General features: G+C 67.0%; 18 protein-coding genes. 16 read left to right on the top strand and 2 right to left on the bottom strand.

Translation table 11 applies throughout. The features are described 5' to 3' along the window. Positions 1-63: 63 nt before the first annotated feature. Entirely contained in the window at positions 64-1,020 is a 957-nt protein-coding gene (locus AC56K1_RS02545; RefSeq protein WP_497156262.1) for an alpha/beta hydrolase fold domain-containing protein, read from the bottom strand. Positions 1,021-1,028: 8 nt separating this feature from the next. After that, complete coding sequence (locus AC56K1_RS02550; protein WP_497156263.1) at positions 1,029-2,705, bottom strand: electron transfer flavoprotein-ubiquinone oxidoreductase; 1,677 nt, start codon at positions 2,703-2,705, stop codon at positions 1,029-1,031. A 184-nt stretch (positions 2,706-2,889) separates the two neighbouring features. Between AC56K1_RS02550 and AC56K1_RS02555 the strand changes: the two genes are divergently transcribed. From AC56K1_RS02555 to AC56K1_RS02630, 16 genes are all read left to right on the top strand, one after another. Continuing rightward, positions 2,890-3,666, top strand: a complete 777-nt coding sequence (locus AC56K1_RS02555; RefSeq protein ID WP_497156264.1) for an SDR family oxidoreductase — start codon at positions 2,890-2,892, stop codon at positions 3,664-3,666. 25 nt (positions 3,667-3,691) lie between these two features. Then, positions 3,692-4,111: an acyl-CoA thioesterase gene (locus tag AC56K1_RS02560; protein ID WP_497156265.1), complete on the top strand. Its 420-nt coding sequence runs from the start codon at positions 3,692-3,694 to the stop codon at positions 4,109-4,111. Positions 4,112-4,448: 337 nt separating this feature from the next. Continuing rightward, entirely contained in the window at positions 4,449-5,177 is a 729-nt protein-coding gene (locus AC56K1_RS02565) for a beta-ketoacyl synthase chain length factor (RefSeq protein WP_497156266.1), read from the top strand. After that, positions 5,170-5,943, top strand: a complete 774-nt coding sequence (locus AC56K1_RS02570; protein WP_497156267.1) for a lysophospholipid acyltransferase family protein — start codon at positions 5,170-5,172, stop codon at positions 5,941-5,943. Before AC56K1_RS02565 ends, AC56K1_RS02570 begins: the two co-directional genes overlap by 8 nt. Continuing rightward, entirely contained in the window at positions 5,936-6,190 is a 255-nt protein-coding gene (locus AC56K1_RS02575; protein WP_497129903.1) for a phosphopantetheine-binding protein, read from the top strand. Before AC56K1_RS02570 ends, AC56K1_RS02575 begins: the two co-directional genes overlap by 8 nt. A gap of 16 nt (positions 6,191-6,206) precedes the next feature. Then, a complete protein-coding gene (locus tag AC56K1_RS02580; protein WP_497156268.1) occupies positions 6,207-6,479 on the top strand; it encodes an acyl carrier protein in 273 nt (90 codons plus the stop codon). Between the two features lie 4 nt (positions 6,480-6,483). Next, on the top strand, positions 6,484-7,029 hold the full coding sequence (locus AC56K1_RS02585; RefSeq protein ID WP_497156269.1) for a COG4648 family protein: 546 nt from the start codon (positions 6,484-6,486) through the stop codon (positions 7,027-7,029). After that, positions 7,022-8,719 (top strand): ApeI family dehydratase, encoded by a 1,698-nt coding sequence (locus AC56K1_RS02590; RefSeq protein ID WP_497156270.1) that lies wholly within the window; start codon positions 7,022-7,024, stop codon positions 8,717-8,719. The genes AC56K1_RS02585 and AC56K1_RS02590 overlap by 8 nt, the downstream gene beginning before the upstream one ends. Positions 8,720-8,722: 3 nt before the next feature. Next, positions 8,723-9,802, top strand: coding sequence for a class I SAM-dependent methyltransferase (locus AC56K1_RS02595; RefSeq protein WP_497156271.1), 1,080 nt, complete (start codon positions 8,723-8,725; stop codon positions 9,800-9,802). Next, positions 9,799-10,545, top strand: a complete 747-nt coding sequence (locus AC56K1_RS02600; protein WP_497156272.1) for a glycosyltransferase family 2 protein — start codon at positions 9,799-9,801, stop codon at positions 10,543-10,545. The genes AC56K1_RS02595 and AC56K1_RS02600 overlap by 4 nt, the downstream gene beginning before the upstream one ends. After that, a complete protein-coding gene (locus tag AC56K1_RS02605) occupies positions 10,533-11,483 on the top strand; it encodes a lysophospholipid acyltransferase family protein (protein WP_497156273.1) in 951 nt (316 codons plus the stop codon). Before AC56K1_RS02600 ends, AC56K1_RS02605 begins: the two co-directional genes overlap by 13 nt. Next, positions 11,470-13,041: an HAL/PAL/TAL family ammonia-lyase gene (locus AC56K1_RS02610; RefSeq protein WP_497156274.1), complete on the top strand. Its 1,572-nt coding sequence runs from the start codon at positions 11,470-11,472 to the stop codon at positions 13,039-13,041. Before AC56K1_RS02605 ends, AC56K1_RS02610 begins: the two co-directional genes overlap by 14 nt. Continuing rightward, positions 13,034-13,468 carry an acyl-CoA thioesterase gene (locus AC56K1_RS02615; protein ID WP_497156275.1) on the top strand — a complete coding sequence of 145 codons (435 nt, stop codon included), beginning with the start codon at positions 13,034-13,036 and terminating at the stop codon, positions 13,466-13,468. The genes AC56K1_RS02610 and AC56K1_RS02615 overlap by 8 nt, the downstream gene beginning before the upstream one ends. Next, complete coding sequence (locus AC56K1_RS02620; RefSeq protein WP_497156276.1) at positions 13,465-14,067, top strand: outer membrane lipoprotein carrier protein LolA; 603 nt, start codon at positions 13,465-13,467, stop codon at positions 14,065-14,067. Before AC56K1_RS02615 ends, AC56K1_RS02620 begins: the two co-directional genes overlap by 4 nt. Beyond that, positions 14,064-16,430, top strand: coding sequence for an MMPL family transporter (locus AC56K1_RS02625; RefSeq protein ID WP_497156277.1), 2,367 nt, complete (start codon positions 14,064-14,066; stop codon positions 16,428-16,430). The genes AC56K1_RS02620 and AC56K1_RS02625 overlap by 4 nt, the downstream gene beginning before the upstream one ends. Beyond that, the gene (locus AC56K1_RS02630; protein WP_497156278.1) at positions 16,408-16,962 is read left to right on the top strand and encodes a DUF3261 domain-containing protein; all 555 of its coding nucleotides are present in this window, start codon (positions 16,408-16,410) and stop codon (positions 16,960-16,962) included. The genes AC56K1_RS02625 and AC56K1_RS02630 overlap by 23 nt, the downstream gene beginning before the upstream one ends. Positions 16,963-16,965 lie beyond the last annotated feature (3 nt).

Below are 16,965 nucleotides of genomic sequence, written 5' to 3' on the forward strand. Positions count from 1 at the left end.
ATCGGAATCCGGGAGGCTTTCCCGTAGGACTCGTCGCACAAACTCAGCAGTTAAATCAAGGGCTTACGGAGCCGGCGGGACGATCCCCAGCCCGCGCAGAAAAGCATGCGCCGCAGCATATGCGCCCACATGCTGCTCGGCCGTGAAGCCGCCATGCCCGCCACCTTTGACGGTGTGCAGCACGTTCTTCACGCCGGCGCCATCGAGTGCATGCTTCAGGCGCACGCCGTGCGCATACGGCACCAGGGGATCGGCATCGCCGTGGATCGTGAATACGGCCGGTCCTTTGGTGTGCACATAACTGACAGGCGAGAGCGTACGCGCCAGCGCATCGCGTCCTTGCATGCTGCCGAACCAGGCCACCGCATACGAGCGCTGGTTCGGCCCCTGCAGCATGTCGGCGATATCGGTGATGCCATACCAGTTGATCACGGCCGCCACTTTCGGCGCCGGGTTCTGGTACGGGCCGCTCCAGGTGGGCTCGTTTGCCGCGCACTGGTGGGCAAGCGGAGAATCGGAAGGAATCATCGCCGTGGCGAGCGCCAGGTGGCCGCCGGCCGAGTCGCCGGTGGTGACGACCTTCGTCACGTCGAAGTGGTACTTCTTGGCGTTGCGGCCGACCCACTGCAGCGCGCACAGCGTGTCTTCGACCGCTGCCGGCGCCAGCGCCACGTTGGCCAGCCGGTAGCTCACGTTCAGGACAGTGAAGCCCATCTCGAGGTAGGGCAGCAGCGCAAACGCCGAATTCTCGCGGTTGCCCGCGACCCAGCCGCCGCCGTGGAAGTGCAGCATGACCGGCGCCGGCTGCTCGCTGCGCCTTGTCGGGCGGTAGACGTCGAGCTTGAGCTCCTTGCCGCTGGCCGTCAGGTAGGTGACGTTCGGCTCGATCCAGAAGCGGTGGTCAAACAGGGCGGCGCTACGCACGCCAGGATCGACCGTTGCATCCGCCTGCACCGCCAGCGGGAAGGCCAGCGCGCAGGCCAGCAGGACGGCGCGCGGCCGCAGCATCAAGTTCGACATGCCCACCCTTACATGTTCGGGTAGTTCGGGCCGCCGCCGCCTTCCGGCGTCACCCAGACGATGTTCTGCGTCGGATCCTTGATGTCGCAGGTCTTGCAGTGCACGCAGTTCTGCGCGTTGATCTGCAGGCGGTCCTGGCCTGCGTCGGTTTTTACGAACTCGTACACGCCGGCCGGGCAGTAGCGCTGTTCCGGGCCCGCATACTTGGCCAGGTTGACGTCCACCGGGATGCTCGCGTTCTTCAGCGTCAGGTGCACCGGCTGGTCTTCGCCGTGGTTGGTGTTCGAGATGAACACCGAGGACAGGCGATCGAAGGTCAGCTTGCCATCCGGCTTCGGATACACGATCGGCTGGAACTGCGAAGCCGGCTTGAGGGTCTCGTGGTCGGCATGCTTGTGGTGCAGCGTCCAGGGCGCCTTGCCGCGGAAAAGCATCTGGTCGATGCCGGTCATGATCGTGCCCAGGTAGAGGCCCTTCGACATCCACGGCTTGAAGTTGCGCGCCACGTGCAGTTCTTCGTGCAGCCACGATTTCTTGAAGGCGGCCGGGTAGGCAACCAGCTCGTCGTGCTGGCGGCCTTCGCCCAGCGCCGCAAACGCCGCTTCGGCGGCCAGCATGCCGGTCTTGATCGCACCGTGGCTGCCCTTGATGCGGCTGGTATTGAGGAAGCCGGCATCGCAGCCGATCAGGGCGCCGCCCGGGAAGACCGTCTTCGGCAAAGACTGCAGACCCCCTGCGGTGATGGCGCGCGCGCCGTACGAGATGCGCTTGGCGCCTTCGAAATAGTGGCGGATCGCAGGGTGGGTTTTATAGCGCTGGAATTCCTCGTATGGCGACAGGTAAGGGTTCTCGTAGGCCAGGCCCACCACGAAGCCCACCGCGACCTGGTTGTTCTCCAGGTGGTAGAGGAAGGAGCCGCCGTAGGTGCTGTTATCCAGCGGCCAGCCGGCGGTGTGGATCACCAGGCCGGGCTTGTGCTTCGACGGATCGATCTCCCACAGCTCCTTGATGCCGATGCCGTAGGTCTGCGGATCGCGGCCGTGGTTCAAGTCAAATTTGGCCATCAGCTGCTTGCCGAGGTGGCCGCGCGAGCCTTCCGCGAACATCGTGTACTTGGCGTGCAGCTCCATGCCGAGCTGGAAGTCGGGGCCGGGCTCGCCATCGCGCTTGACGCCCATGTTGCCGGTGGCGACACCCTTGACCGAGCCGTCCTCGTTGTACAGGATTTCGGCCGCCGGGAAGCCCGGAAACACTTCCACGCCGAGCGCTTCGGCCTGGGTGCCGAGCCAGCGCACCACATTGGCCAGCGAGATCACGTAGTTGCCGTGGTTGGTCAGCATCTTCGGGACCATGAACTGCGGCGTCGCATAAGACTTGGTCTCGGTCAGGAACAGCACCTGGTCTTCGGTCACCGGGGTGTGCAGAGGCGCGCCTTTTTCCTTCCAGTCCGGGATCAGCTCATTCAGGGCGATCGGGTCCATGACCGCGCCCGACAGGATGTGGGCACCAAGCTCGCCGCCTTTTTCGAGCACGCAGACCGACACTTCCTGGCCCTTTTCCGCAGCCAGCTGCTTGAGCCGGATCGCGGCCGACAGGCCCGCAGGGCCGCCGCCTACGATGACCACGTCGTATTCCATTGCTTCGCGCGGACCGTATTGTTCGAGGAGGTTGGTTGTCTCAGTCATGGTGCTCAGTTATGTAGTTTGATTGGGCAGGAAAAATTTAAGCACGAGTGTGCGGCTTTTTGTCATTGTTTGCAACTTTGGGCGCCATTTTACGGACATTATTAGATGCAGCAATCTAATACTGATGATTTGTGTAAGATGGTGCCTTCACAAACAGAATGATTGACACGAAGGGGACCGGCACGTGGGCATCGAAGTCAATTTTGAAGGAAAAATCGCCATGGTCACCGGCGCCTCGAGCGGCCTGGGGGCACGCTTCGCCAAGGCGCTGGCCGGCGCCGGCGCGCAGGTGGTGCTGGCCTCGCGCCGGGTCGAGCGGCTCAAGGAGCTGCGCGCCGAGATCGAGGCCGACGGCGGCGCTGCCCACGTGGTGCGGCTCGACGTCACCGACTTGGGCAGCATCAAGGCGGCCATCGCCCACGCCGAAACCGAGGCCGGTCCGATCGACATCCTGGTGAACAACTCGGGGGTGCAGAGTACCCAGCGCCTGCTCGACGTCACCGAGGACGACTACAACTACATCATGGACACCAACCTGCGCGGCGCCTTTTTCGTGGCGCAGCAGGCGGCCAAGCGCATGATCCAGCGCGCCAAGGGCGACCCGCGCAAGCAGCACCGCATCGTCAACATCGCCTCGGTGGCGGGCCTGCGCGTGCTGCCGCAGATCGGCGTCTACTGCATGAGCAAGGCGGGCGTGGTGCAGATGACCAAGGCCATGGCGGTCGAATGGGGCAAGTACGGCATCAACGTCAATGCCATCTGCCCGGGCTACATCGCCACCGAAATGAACGAGGATTATTTCGACACCGAGCAGGGGCGCAAGCTGATCGACATGCTGCCGCGCAAACGCCCCGGCAAGCCGGAAGACCTCGACGGCCTGCTCTTGCTGCTGGCGGCGGAAGAAGCCCATTTCATCAACGGCGCCATCATCACGGCCGACGACGGCATGACGGCGCAGTAATCCCGTTTCACGAACAAAGGCAGCAATGAGCAGCAAGCAGCTGGTACATACCATGACCATGCCGATCCGCTGGGGCGACATGGATGCGATGGGCCACGTCAACAACACGGTCTATTTCCGCTATATCGAAACGGCCCGCATCGCCTGGCTGGAGCAGGCTGGTGCGCTGCCCGACCCCACCAGCGAAGGCCCGGTCATCGTCAACGCTCACTGCAGCTTCCTGAAGCAGCTGACCTACCCAGGCGAGATCGAGGTCACGACCTGGGTTGGCGCGCCTGGCCGGTCGAGCTTCGAAGTGAGCCACGAGATCCGCCTTCTCGGGCTTGACGGCGAGCCCGGGGCACTGCATGCCGAGGGTGGCGCAAAAGTCGTCTGGGTCGAGTTCAAGGCCGAGAAGTCCAAGCCGCTGCCGGAGCGGCTGCGCGCATTACTGCCTGCGGCCTGAACTGCCGGTGCCGCCACCCTGAAAACCAGCCGTTCGCGCCGGGTTTTCTTGGCACGCTATGCTGCACGCTTGACGCGCCCGACGTCAAGGCGTCGCCTTCATCCCTCAAGTGAGAATTGGTGAGATTTTGACGGCTTCTGTTGTGGCAACATCGCGGCTTTCTCCCGGGAGGTCCCGGAATTGACCCGCGCCGCATGAGCTTGTTGCAAAACCCGCTTTTGCCATGTCAGACGGTTCCTACATCGAGCCCGAGCGATTATAATTCCGCATTGTTGCTGCATGGCAGCATTACACGCAGCAGTTCTTTCTCCCGCATCGCCGAGCAGCCATTAGCCCTATGTCCGAATCCGAGGTCGTCTTTTCCATTGCCCGGCACGCCGCCTGGGCCCCCGGCCTCGCGACGCAGGAGCGCTGGGCCGAATGGGCGCGCGCGCCCTGGCCGCTTGCGGTGGGCGAGGAGCCGAAGGTGGCAGCGATGGCGCCGATGCTGCGGCGCCGCGCCGGCTTGCTTGGCCGTATGGCGCTGGAAGTTGCCTATGACTGCCTGGGCGCTGCGCGCGACGTCCCCACCGTGTTCTGCTCGCGCCATGGCGAAGTGGCGCGTGCCATCGACCTGCTGGGCGACCTGGCGCGCGGCGAGCCGCTGTCGCCCACCGGCTTCGGCCTGGCAGTGCATAACGCCAGCGCCGGCCTGTTTTCCATTGCACGGGGCGACCGCGCCAACCACGTGGCGCTCGCCGCGGGCGCGGCCAGCATCGAGCACGCCGTCATCGAAGCCTGCGGCCAGCTGCATGATGGCGCGCCGATGGTGCTCCTGGTGGTGTGCGACACGCCGCTGCCGACTCTCCTTCAGGAATTCGAAGACTGCGACGAGCAGCCGTTCGCCTTTGCCTGGGCCATGGTGCCGGCCGGCGAAGCCCCGGTGCGGCTGTCCTGGTCTGCAGCGCCGGACGCCGGCGCCTCGCGCACGCCGGGCGGGCTCGAGGTCCTGCGCTTTCACCATGCCGGCACGCCACTGGTGCGCCATGCCGGCGGCAAGCGCTGGACCTGGAGCCGCGATGCTTGACCGCGTCAATCATGCCTGGCGCGTGTTCGCCACGGGCCTGAGCTTCGCCCTGTTCGGCATCGGCGGCCTGGCCCTGCGCGTGATCGTGTTTCCGCTGCTGTCGCTGTGCGTGCGGGCGCCGCAGGCGCGCAAGCGCGTGGCGCGCGCCACCATCCGCGCGAGCTTTCGCGCTTTCGTCGGCGTCATGCGGGCCTCGGGCGTGTTGCGCTACGAGGTGCGCGGGCTGGACAAGCTCGATCGCGCCGGCCAGCTGATCCTGGCAAACCACCCGACCCTGATCGACACCGTGTTCCTGATCGCGTTCGTGCGCAACGCCGACTGCATCGTCAAGGGCGCGCTGTGGAACAACCCGTTCACGCGCGGCCCGGTGCGCGCCGCCGGCTATATCTGCAACGACCGCGGCCCCGAGCTGGTCGAGGACTGCATCGCTTCGCTGCGCGCCGGCGGCAACCTGATCGTCTTCCCGGAAGGCACCCGCACCCCGCGCAGCGGCGCGGCAAGGCTGCAGCGCGGCGCCGCCAACATCGCCGTGCGCGGCACGCTGCCGGTCACCCCGGTGGTGATCCGCTGCGAGCCGCCAACCCTGGGCAAGGGCGACAAGTGGTGGCATGTGCCGCCGCGCCAGGCCAGTTTTACCATCGAGGTCAAGGATGACATCGGGATGGAGGCTTTTCGCACTGCGGAGACTTCCGACGTGGTCGCGGCGCGCCGCCTGACCGAATACCTGCAACAGTTTTTCATGAAAGAAGGCCAGCAACATGCTTGAACAAGAAGTGAAGGCACTGATCATCGACGTCCTGCAACTCGAGGACATCACCCCCGACGACATCGACACCGAAGCACCGCTCTTCGTCGAAGGCCTGGGCCTGGACTCGATCGACGCGCTGGAAATCGGCGTGGCGCTGCAGAAGCGTTACGGCATCACGCTGTCGGCCGAATCCCAGGAAACGCGCCGCCATTTCGCATCGGTGCGCGCGCTGGCATCGATGATCGAAGCAAATCGCAAGAAGTAACCGGGAGTCATTCGTCATGATTAGCATTAACGACATGAACCGCGATGAACTGTTCGCCTGGGTCGCCGACCTGCTGGCGGAGATGTTCGAGCTGGATCGCGCGGCCTTGACGCCGTCGTCGAATTTGTACGCCGAACTCGATATCGACAGCATCGATGCCGTGGACCTGGCCGTCAAGCTCAAGCAAATGACCGGCAAGCGCCTGCAGCCGGAAGTGTTCAAGACCATCCGCACGATCGGCGACGTCGTCGACGCGCTGGCCGGTCTGGCCGAAGAGCAAGTGGCCTGATTCAGTGGTCTGGAATGCACTGACGCTGGCGCTGACGCTGCTGTACCCGCTGGCGATCTGGCTCGGCCACGACGCCATCGAGCCGCGCTGGCTGGCCGGGCTGCTGCTGCTCACCGCCGCGACCCGCCTGCCTGCGCTGAAACTCAGCGCCTCGGCGCGCTGGACGGCGGCGGGCGGGCTCGCGCTGGTGGCGGTGGCGGTCGGCTACAACGCGCTGCTGCCGCTCAAACTGTATCCGGTGCTGGTCAATGCGGCGCTGCTGGCCGCCTTCGGCTATAGTCTGACGTCTGGCATGCCGATGGTCGAGCGCCTGGCGCGCCTGCGCGAGCCGGTGCTGCCCCCGGAAGCCGTGGTGTACACGCGCCGCGTGACCCAGGCCTGGTGCGTCTTCTTTGTCGTGAACGGCGCGATCGCGCTGGGCACGGCGCTGTTTGCCAGCGAGGCGGTGTGGTCCTTCTACACCGGCGTGCTGGCCTATATCCTGATGGGATTGATGTTCGGCGGGGAATACCTGCTGCGCATGCGATTCAGGCGTTTGCACCATGTCTGAGCTGTTTCATCACCTCGAGCACCGCGCCCTCGGCGAGCTGGCCGGCTGGCGCGCGGGCATCCCGGTCCTGCACGGCGAGCTGCTGGCCCGTATCCGCGCCTGGGCCGCCCTCGGCCGGCGCAGCACGGCGGTCCGCGTCGCCCTGTTCCACCAGGACAGCCTCGAGTTCGCGGCTGCCCTGGTCGGGGCCTGGCTGGCCGGGAAAACCGTCTGGCTCGGCGCGGACACGCTGCCGGCCACCTGCGAGGAACTTGGCAAGCGGGTCGATGCTTTCTGGGGCCAGTTCCCGCAGCATATCGAGCCGCGCGCACCGCTGCCGGGCGACGACTGGCAAGGAGCGTGGACGGTGCCGCCGCCGACCTTCCCGGCGCTGGTCGTATTCACCTCGGGCAGCACCGGCGCGCCGACCCCGATCGCCAAGCAGCTGTCGCAGTTGACGAGCGAGATCGCGGCACTGGAAGAACAGTTCGGCGCGCCACTGGGCGCAGCCGACATCCTGGCCACCGTCTCGCACCAGCACATCTACGGCCTGCTGTTCCGGGTATTGTGGCCGCTGGCCGAGGGCCGCCCGCTCCATGCGGAGCGCCACGAATTCCCCGAGACCCTGGCGCCTGCCCTCGGCGCGCGTCCCTGCGTGCTGCTGGCGAGCCCGGCGCACCTCAAGCGCCTGCCGGCCCACCTGGACTGGCAGGGCGCAGCAAGAAATTTGCGCGCCGTGTTCTCGTCCGGCGGCATGCTGGAACCGGCCGCCGGCGCGCATGCCTCGGCGCTGCTGCGGCAGGTGCCGGTCGAAGTCTACGGCAGCTCGGAAACCGGCGGTGTGGCCTGGCGCCGCCGTGGCGAGCAGGCCGGCGATCCCTGGCACCCGCTGCCGCGCGTGCAGTGGCGCGCCGATCTGGAGGGCTTGCTGGAAGTGCAGTCGTGCCATTCCGGCCCGGATGGCTGGCAAAGCCTGGCAGACCGGGTCGAGGACTGCGGCGAGGGCCGTTTCCTGCTGCGCGGCCGCGCCGACCGCATCGTCAAGATCGAAGAAAAGCGCATCTCGCTCGACGCCATCGAATCGGCCCTGGTGGCGAGCGAATTCGTGCGCGAGGCCCGTGTACTGGCAATACCCGGCGAAGGCCGGCAGGTGCTGGCCGCCTTCGTGGTGCTGAGCGAAGAGGGCAGGGCGCTGCTGGAAGATGCCGGCAAGCCGGCCCTGAACGCGCGCCTGCGCGCGCTGCTGGCGGCCGGCTTCGAAGCCGTCGCCCTGCCGCGCCGCTGGCGCTATCTCGAGCGCCTGCCGGTCAACGCCCAGGGCAAGACCACCCAGGCGCAGTTGCTGGCGCTGCTCGACGGGGACGCGCGTCCCCGCTTCCCGGCCATGCGCGTGCTGGAGCAGGAGCCTGCACGCATGTTGCTGGAGCTGATTGTTCCGGCAGACCTGCTGTATTTCGACGGCCACTTCAGCGTCGCCCCGGTGCTGCCGGGCGTGGTGCAGGTGGACTGGGCGATCCATTACGGCCGCAGCCATTTCGATCTTGGCCAGGCTTTTGGCGGGATCAATGCCTTGAAATTCCAGCAGATGATCCGGCCCGACCAGCCGGTGCAGCTCGAACTCGTGCACGACAGCGCCAAAGGGCAGCTGAATTTTCGTTATTTTTCGGACGCCGGCGCCCATGCCAGCGGACGCATCCTGTTGGGGAACTGAAGCATGCAAAACAAAAAATTCTCGCCCGAGCGGCAGAGCGCGTTCGAGGCACGCTTCGAGGCGCAGAAGATCGCATTCGGACCGGTCGTGTTCCAGTGCGTGCGCTATGCGTGGAAGCGCGGCATGCTGCAGGCGATCGCGGACGCCGGCGACACCGGTTTGTCGGTCGACCAACTCGCAGCGACCGGGCGCTGGACCCCCTACGTGCTGAAGGTGGTGCTGGAGACCTGCCTGTCCGCCGCCGTGGTCTACCTGGACGAAGGCCGCTACGTGCTGGACAAGGCCGGCTTCGTTGTGCTGACCGACCCGATCACCCAGGTCAATATCGATTTCAACCATGACGTCTGCTACCAGGCCCTGTTCTCGCTCGAGCAATCGCTTGACGCGGAAAAGCCGCTGGGCCTGAAGGTGTTCGGCGACTGGCCGACCGTGTACGAAGGCCTGTCGCAGCTGCCGGAACCTGCCCGTGGCAGCTGGTTCGCTTTCGACCACTATTATTCGGACACCTCCTTCCCGGACATCCTGCCGGACGTCTTCGCCACCGCGCCGCGCCGCGTGATGGACATCGGCGCCAATACCGGCAAGTTCAGCCTGGCGGCCCTGGGCGCCAACCCGGGCATCGAACTGCACCTGGTCGACCTGCCGGGCCAGCTGGCGGTGGCCGACGGCGCGCTGCAGCAAGCCGGCCTGCGCGAACGCGCGACCCTGCACCCGACCAACCTGCTCGACCCTCTAGCACCCCTGCCGGCCGACATGGACGTGATCTGGATGAGCCAGTTCCTGAGCTGCTTCTCTGAAAGCGCGATCGCCAGCATCCTCGAACGGGCCGCGGAAGCGCTCGGCCCGCGCGGCCAGGTCCTGATCATGGATACCTTCTGGGACCGCCAGCGCTACGACATCGCGGCCTACTGCCTGATCAATACCTCGCCCTATTTCAACAACCTCGCCAGCGGCAACAGCAAGGTCTACGAGAGCGGCGACTACGTGCGCCTGGCGCAAGCTGCGGGCCTGGAACTGGTGACGGCGCGCGACAACATCGGCTATTGCCATTCGCTGCTGCGCTTTGCAAAAAAGGCGCAATGATCGTGTTCCATCCTTGCGTCGTAATTCCGGTCTATAACCACGAGCATGCCATCGGCAAGGTGCTGGCAACGGTGCTCGAGCACGGCTTGCCCTGCATCCTGGTCGATGACGGCAGCTCGCCAAGCTGCGCCGCGGTGCTTGACGCATTGGTGGCGGCGCATTCGGGATGCGTGGTGCTCGAACGGCACGCCGTCAACCAGGGCAAGGGCGGGGCGGTGCTGACCGGTTTCGCCCGCGCCGCGCGCGACGGCTACAGCCACGTGCTGCAGGTCGATTCGGACGGACAGCACAGCGTCGGCGACATCCCGCGCTTCCTGGACGCGGCGCGCGCCCAACCGGATGCGATCGTCGCCGGCTGCCCGGTGTACGACGAATCGGTGCCGGCGCTGCGCTTGTACGCGCGCTACCTGACCCATGTCTGGGTCTGGATCAATACCTTGTCGCTGGCGATCCGCGACTCGATGTGCGGCTTTCGCGTGTATCCGGTCGCGCCGGTGCTGGCGCTGGCCAAGCGGCGCCGCCTTGGCCTGCGCATGAATTTCGACATCGAGATCCTGGTGCGCCTGTACTGGGACGGCGTGGCGGTGGTGAACCTGCCGACCCGGGTCGGCTACCCGGAAGACGGCGTCTCGCACTTCAAGGCCTGGACCGACAATGTCCTGATCACGCGCCTGCACGTGGCCCTGTTCTTCGGCATGCTGCCGCGTATTCCTTCCCTGTTGGTCCGGTCATGGCGAGCGTAAGCAAGGTCGGCGACGCGCGCCACTGGGCGGCCATCAATGAAGCGAGCTTCGTGGGCGGCATGCGCCTGCTGTTCTGGGTCTGCCGCGTGTTCGGCCGCTGGCCCTTCCGCGTGGTGCTGTACCCGGTCCTGACCTGGTACGTGGCGACCCAGGCGCGCGCGCGGCGCGCTTCCTCACGCTATCTGGCCCGCGTCGGCGCCCCGCACGGTTTCATGGGCGTGTTGCGCCATTTTGGCGCCTTCGCCGAGGCCATCCTCGACAAGATGCTGATCTGGGGCGGGCTGTTCGACCTGTCTAAGGTAACCGTGCACGGCGACGCGCCGCTGCTGGAGATGATCGGGCAACAGCGCGGCGCACTGCTGCTGTGCTCTCACCTGGGCAACCTGGACCTGTGCCGCGCGCTGTCGATGCGCACGCCGGGCTTGAAAATCACGGTGCTGGTGCATACCCGCCACGCCGAGGCATTCAACGCCATGCTGGGCAAGCTCGACCCGCGCAGTCAGCTCAACCTGATGCAGGTCACCGAGATGACGCCGGCCATGGCGATGGCGCTGTCCGAGCGCATCGAGCGCGGTGAGTTCGTCGTGATTGCAGGTGACCGCGTGCCGGTGGCTAATGCGCCGCGCGTGGCGCTGGCGCCCTTCATGGGCGAGCTGGCTGCCTTCCCGGTCGGCCCCTATGTCATGGCTGCGGTACTCGGCTGCCCGATGTACGCGCTGTTTTCAAGCCGCCAGGGCGAGCGCTACGAACTTCATTTCGAGCGCCTGCGCGAGCGCGTGAGCCTGCCGCGCGCGACCCGCGACTTGGCCCTGGCCGAACTGGCGGGCGAATATGCGGCGCGGCTCGAACACCATGCCAGGCGCGCGCCGCTGGAATGGTTCAACTTCTACGATTTTTGGCAACACCCCGGATCGGAACGACCCCATGCAGCTCACTGACCTCACCACTTCCCCGCGCACCGTGCGCTTCGACCGCGAACGTCTGTCGATCGAGGATGTCGTCGACATCGCGCGCGGCACTGCCCGCCCCGAACTCTCGAATGACCCGGACTTCCGCGCGGCGATCGCGCGTGGCGCCGACTTCCTCGATCGCCTGCTGCGCGAGGACGGCACCATCTACGGCGTGACCACCGGCTACGGCGACTCCTGCACCGTGGCGGTGCCGCTGTCGCTGGTGGCCGAGCTGCCGCACCACCTCTACACCTACCACGGATGCGGCCTGGGCGCGCATCTCGACCCGGCCCAGACCCGCGCCGTGATGGCCGCGCGCCTGGCCTCGCTCTCGAAAGGATTTTCGGGGGTGAGCGTCGGCCTGCTCGAGCAGATCGTGCGCCTGTTCGACGCCGGCCTGCTGCCCTTGATCCCGAGCGAAGGCTCGGTCGGCGCCAGTGGCGACCTGACCCCGCTGTCCTACCTGGCGGCAGTTCTGTGCGGCGAACGCGAAGTGCTGCGCGACGGCGTGCAAGTGCCGGCCGCCCAGGCGCTGCAGGAAGCCGGCATCACGCCGCTGCGCCTGCGTCCGAAAGAGGGCCTGGCGATCATGAACGGCACCGCCGTGATGACCGGCCTGGCCTGCCTGGCCTGGGACCGCGCCGACTACCTCACGCGCCTGGTCACCCGCATCACGGCGCTGGCCTCGTTCGCGCTGGACGGCAATGACCACCATTTCGACGAGATTCTGTTCTCGGTCAAGCCGCATGCCGGCATGCAGGGCGTGGCCGGCTGGCTGCGCCAGGACCTGGAGTATCAGGGCCAGCTCGAGCGCAACGGCAAGCGCCTGCAGGACCGCTATTCGATCCGCTGCGCGCCGCACGTCATCGGCGTGCTGGCCGATGCGCTGCCTTTCTTCCGCAGCGCGATCGAGAATGAACTCAACAGCGCGAACGACAACCCGATCATCGATGCCGAAGGCGAGCGCGTGCTCCACGGCGGCCACTTCTACGGCGGCCACATCGCCTTTGCGATGGACGGCATGAAGAACGCGGTCGCCAACCTGGCCGACCTGCTGGACCGCCAGATGGCGCTGCTGGTCGATGCCCGCTACAACGCCGGCCTGCCGGCCAATTTGTCTGGGATGGAGGGCGAGCGTGCCGCGATCAACCACGGCCTGAAGGCGCTGCAGATCAGCGCCTCGGCCTGGACTGCCGAAGCCTTGAAGCTCACAATGCCGGCCTCGGTGTTCTCGCGTTCGACCGAATGCCATAACCAGGACAAGGTCAGCATGGGCACGATCGCCGCGCGCGACTGCCTGCGCGTGCTGGAACTGACCGAGCAGGTGGCCGCGGCGCTCCTGATCACGGTGCGCCAGGGCGTGTGGCTGCGCTGCAAACTCGAAGCGAAACGCGAAGCGGGGCGCGCGCTTCCGGGGCCACTGGCGAACATGCTCGAGCTGCTCGGCCAGGACATCGCGCCGGTCACGGAGGACCGCCGCCTCGACCCGGACCTCAGGCTCCTGCTGGCCCGCATCCGCGACCAGGCCTGGAGCCTGTATGCGTAAAGCGAAGGCCCCAGCGCGCTGGTGGGCCGAGACCGAGATGCAGGTGCAGTTCTTCGACCTCGACCCTATGCAGATCGTCTGGCATGGCAACTACGTCAAATACCTCGAGGTGGCGCGCTGCGCGCTGCTCGACAAGATCGGCTACAACTACGAGCGGATGCGCGAATCGGGATACATGTGGCCGATCATCGAGATGACTCTGCGCTATGCCGGCCCGGCTGCATTCGGCCAGCGCCTGCTGCTGCGGGCCGAGATCGTCGAGTGGGAAAACCGGCTGCGCATCGATTACCTCATCCTGGACGCCGCCAGCGGCAAGCGCCTGAACCGTGCCACCACCACCCAGGTGGCGGTGGACCTGAATACCGGCGAGATGTGCTTTGCCTCGCCATCCATCTTGTTCGAAAAGCTGGGAGTTGCCGCACCATGAAGAAAATCCTTGCCACCCTGATGCTGGCCGCCGCATGCACGGCGGCGCAGGCCGCCGCCCCGGCCGCGCAAATCGGCGCGATGCTGGCCAAGCCCGCGCAGCTGTGCGGCCGCTTCGACCAGGTCAAGCACCTGGCCGGCATGAAGAAGCCGCTGGCCTCGAGCGGGCGCTTTTGCGTCGTCGCCGGCAAGGGCGTGCTGTGGCGGACCCTGAAGCCTTTCCCGAGCACGCTGCGCCTGACGCGCGACGAGATCGTGCACATGCAGGGCGACCGGGTCGCGATGCGGCTCGACGCCACGCAAGAGCCCACGGTGCGCATGATCAACGGCGTGCTGTTCTCGCTGCTGGGCGGCGACCTGGCCCAGCTCGATACGCTGTTCGAAGTCGACGGCAGCGTCGCGGGCAACAGCTGGAAGGTCGCGCTCAAGGCGCGCAGTCCGGCGCTGGCCCGCGCCATCGGCGCCATCTCGCTCGATGGCGGCGCCTATGTGCGCAGCATCCAGATGAACGAAGCCAGTGGCGACCGCACCAGCATCGAATTCTCCGAGCTCAAGACAGGCCCCGGCGCCGTCTTGCCTGAAGAGGCGGCCCTGCTGTGATCCTTCAACGCCGCCTTGCCTGGATCTGGGTGTTCGTGGTCTGCCTGCTGGTGGGCCACAACGCCTGGCTGTGGCTGGGCAAGGGCATCACGCCCGACACCGACATTCTGGCGCTGCTGCCGGCGGACGAGCGCGACCCGGTGCTGCAGCAGTCGTTCACCCACATGGTGGACAGTGCGCAGCAGCGCGTGGTCGTGCTGGTGGGCGCAAAAGAGTGGGGCGAGGCCGGGCGCGCCGCAGATGCCTTCCAGGCGACGCTCGCCCCGCACGCAAGCGTGCTGGCCTTCGACTCCATGGGCGAGGAGGCGCAAGCGGGCTGGCTGGCCAGCCTGCAGCCGCATGCGACCTTGTTGGTCGGCGCCGCCCAGGAAAAGCAGCTGCGCGAGCAGCCAGCCAGCTTCTGGGTCGATTCCGCCTTGGGTCGCCTGTACAACGCGTTTTCCGGCCCCAAACTTGGCGCCTTCCGCGACGACCCCTTCGGCCTGTTCGCAGGCTGGGCCCAGGAGCGCGCCGGCGAAACCCCGGTGCGTCCGCGCGACGGCCGCCTGTTCGTGGCCGGGGAAGGGCGCGAATACGTCTTGCTGACCTATACCCTGAAGGACTCGGCCTTCTCGCTCGGCGCCCAGCAGGCGGTGCTGCCGCTGCTGGATGCGGCCACCAGCGCGGTGCGGAAAACGGCGCCGTCGGCCGAAGTCATCAAGGCCGGCGTCGTGCTGCATGCCGCCGCCGCCGGGCGCCAGGCAAGCCGCGAAATCCATACCATCGGTGCCGGCTCGATGCTCGGCATCGTGCTGCTCACCTGGCTGACCTTCCGCTCGTTCAAGCCGATCGGCCTGACCGTGCTGGCGATCGGCATCGGCTTCCTCGGGGCGCTGTCGGTGTGCTGGCTGCTGTTCGGCCGCATCCACCTGCTCACCCTGGTGTTCGGGGCGAGCCTGATCGGCGTCGCCCAGGACTACGGCATCTATTTCCTGTGCCACCGCCTCGGGGCGGATCCGGCGCTCGATTCGCACCGCCTGCTGCGCCGCCTCCTGCCCGGCCTGGGATTGACCCTGCTGGCGGCCGTCATCGGCTATCTTGGCCTGGCGCTCACGCCTTTCCCGGGCCTGCGCCACATGGCCGTGTTCTCGGCGCTGGGCCTGGTGTTCGCCTGGCTGACCGTGGTGTGCTGGTTCCCTGCCCTGATCGATGGCGGCACCCTCAAGGCCGGTCCGCTGGCGCGCCGCTATCGCGGGCTCGTCTCGCGCTGGCCGCGCCTGACGGGTGGGCCGCTAACGCTGCTTCTGGTCGCTGCGCTCGGCGGCCTGGCCGTGCTGGGCTGCTCGCGTCTGCAGGTGAACGACGACATCCGCTCGCTGCAATCCTCGCCGCCGGAACTGATCCGCGACCAGATCAAGCTGGGCAGGCTGCTCGATGCCCCCAGCCCGGTCCAGTACTACCTGGTGCGGGGCGCCTCGGCCGAGCAGGTACTCGAACGCGAAGAAGCGCTCAAGCGCCGCCTCGACCCCCTGGTCGCGCAAGGCGACATCAAGGGTGTGCAGGCGCTGTCGAACTGGGCGCCGTCGCAGCGCACCCAGGCTGCGCGCCTGGCCCTGGTCGAAGACAAGCTGCTGGCCCCGAATGGCCCGCTGGCCGGCCTCGCGCGCGAGATCGGCGAAGTCACGGAGTGGAGCGCGGCCACTGCCGCCCACCTGCGCGTTTCCGCCGCGCCCTTGAAGATCGAGGCCTTCCTCAAGACCACGGCCGCCGAGCCCTGGCGCCACCTCTGGCTGGGCCAGGTCGAGGGCGAACACGCCAGCATCGTGGCCCTGCGCGGCATGCGCTATGCGGCGATTCCCGCGCTGGCCCAGGCCGGGGCAAACCTGCCGGGCGTGCAGTGGGTCGACAAGGTCGGCGGCATCTCCTCGGTGCTGGGCCGCTACCGCGCCTACATGGGCTGGGTGGTGCTGGGCGCCTATGCCGTGGTGTTCCTGGTGCTGCTGCCGCGCTATCGCGGCCGCACCTGGCGCGTGGTCGCCCCGACGGCGGCGGCCAGCATCCTGACCCTGGCGCTGCTGGGCTTTTCAGGCCAGAGCCTGCAGCTGTTCCACGTGCTGGCGCTGATGCTGCTGCTGGGCGTGGGCGTCGACTACGGCATCTTTTTGCAAGAGGAATCCGGGCGCAGGAGTGACGCGCCCTGGCTGGCGGTCGGCCTGTCCGCGGCCAGCACCATCCTGTCATTCGGCCTGCTGGCCCTGAGCGGCACCCCGGCGCTGCGGGCCTTTGGCCTGACCATGCTGGCCGGGACCGCGCTGGTCTGGCTGGTTGCCCCCTGTTTCACCGTGACGAAGGAAGAAACCCATGCGATGCCTGTCCTGGTTTAAACCTGCCGCGCTCCTCGCGGCAGCATCGATGCTCTGCGCCTGTACGGCGGACGAACCGGCGCCGGCGCGCCTCGGCCTGCGCCTGGCCCCGGCCGCGCTGGGCGAGGCGATCAGCGTGCAGCAGCACCTGACCGTCGAACGCGCCGGCAAGACCAATGACCTGGATGCCGCCCTCGAAGTCGACGGCAGCCGGGTCAGCCTGGTCGGGCTGGCGATGGGCATGCGCGTGCTGAGCCTCGATTTCGACGGCCGCAAGCTGACCGAGTGGCGCCATCCGATGCTCCCAAGCCAGGTGCGCGCCGCCGACGTACTGGAAGACCTGCAGCTCACGCTCTGGCCCGTGGCCGAGATCGCGAGGGCGCTGCCGGCCGGCTGGAAGGTCGAAGAAAAGGGACTGCGCCGTACCCTGCGCCGCGATGGCGAAGTGGTGGCCACCATCGATTACAGCGGCACGCCGCGCTGGCGCGGCACCGCGGTGCTGGACAACGTGCGCTACAAATACAAGCTGACCGTCGTGTCGGCGACGGATTGAAAG

The sequence above is a fragment of the Telluria sp. ZB4P37 genome (genome assembly GCF_059685855.1).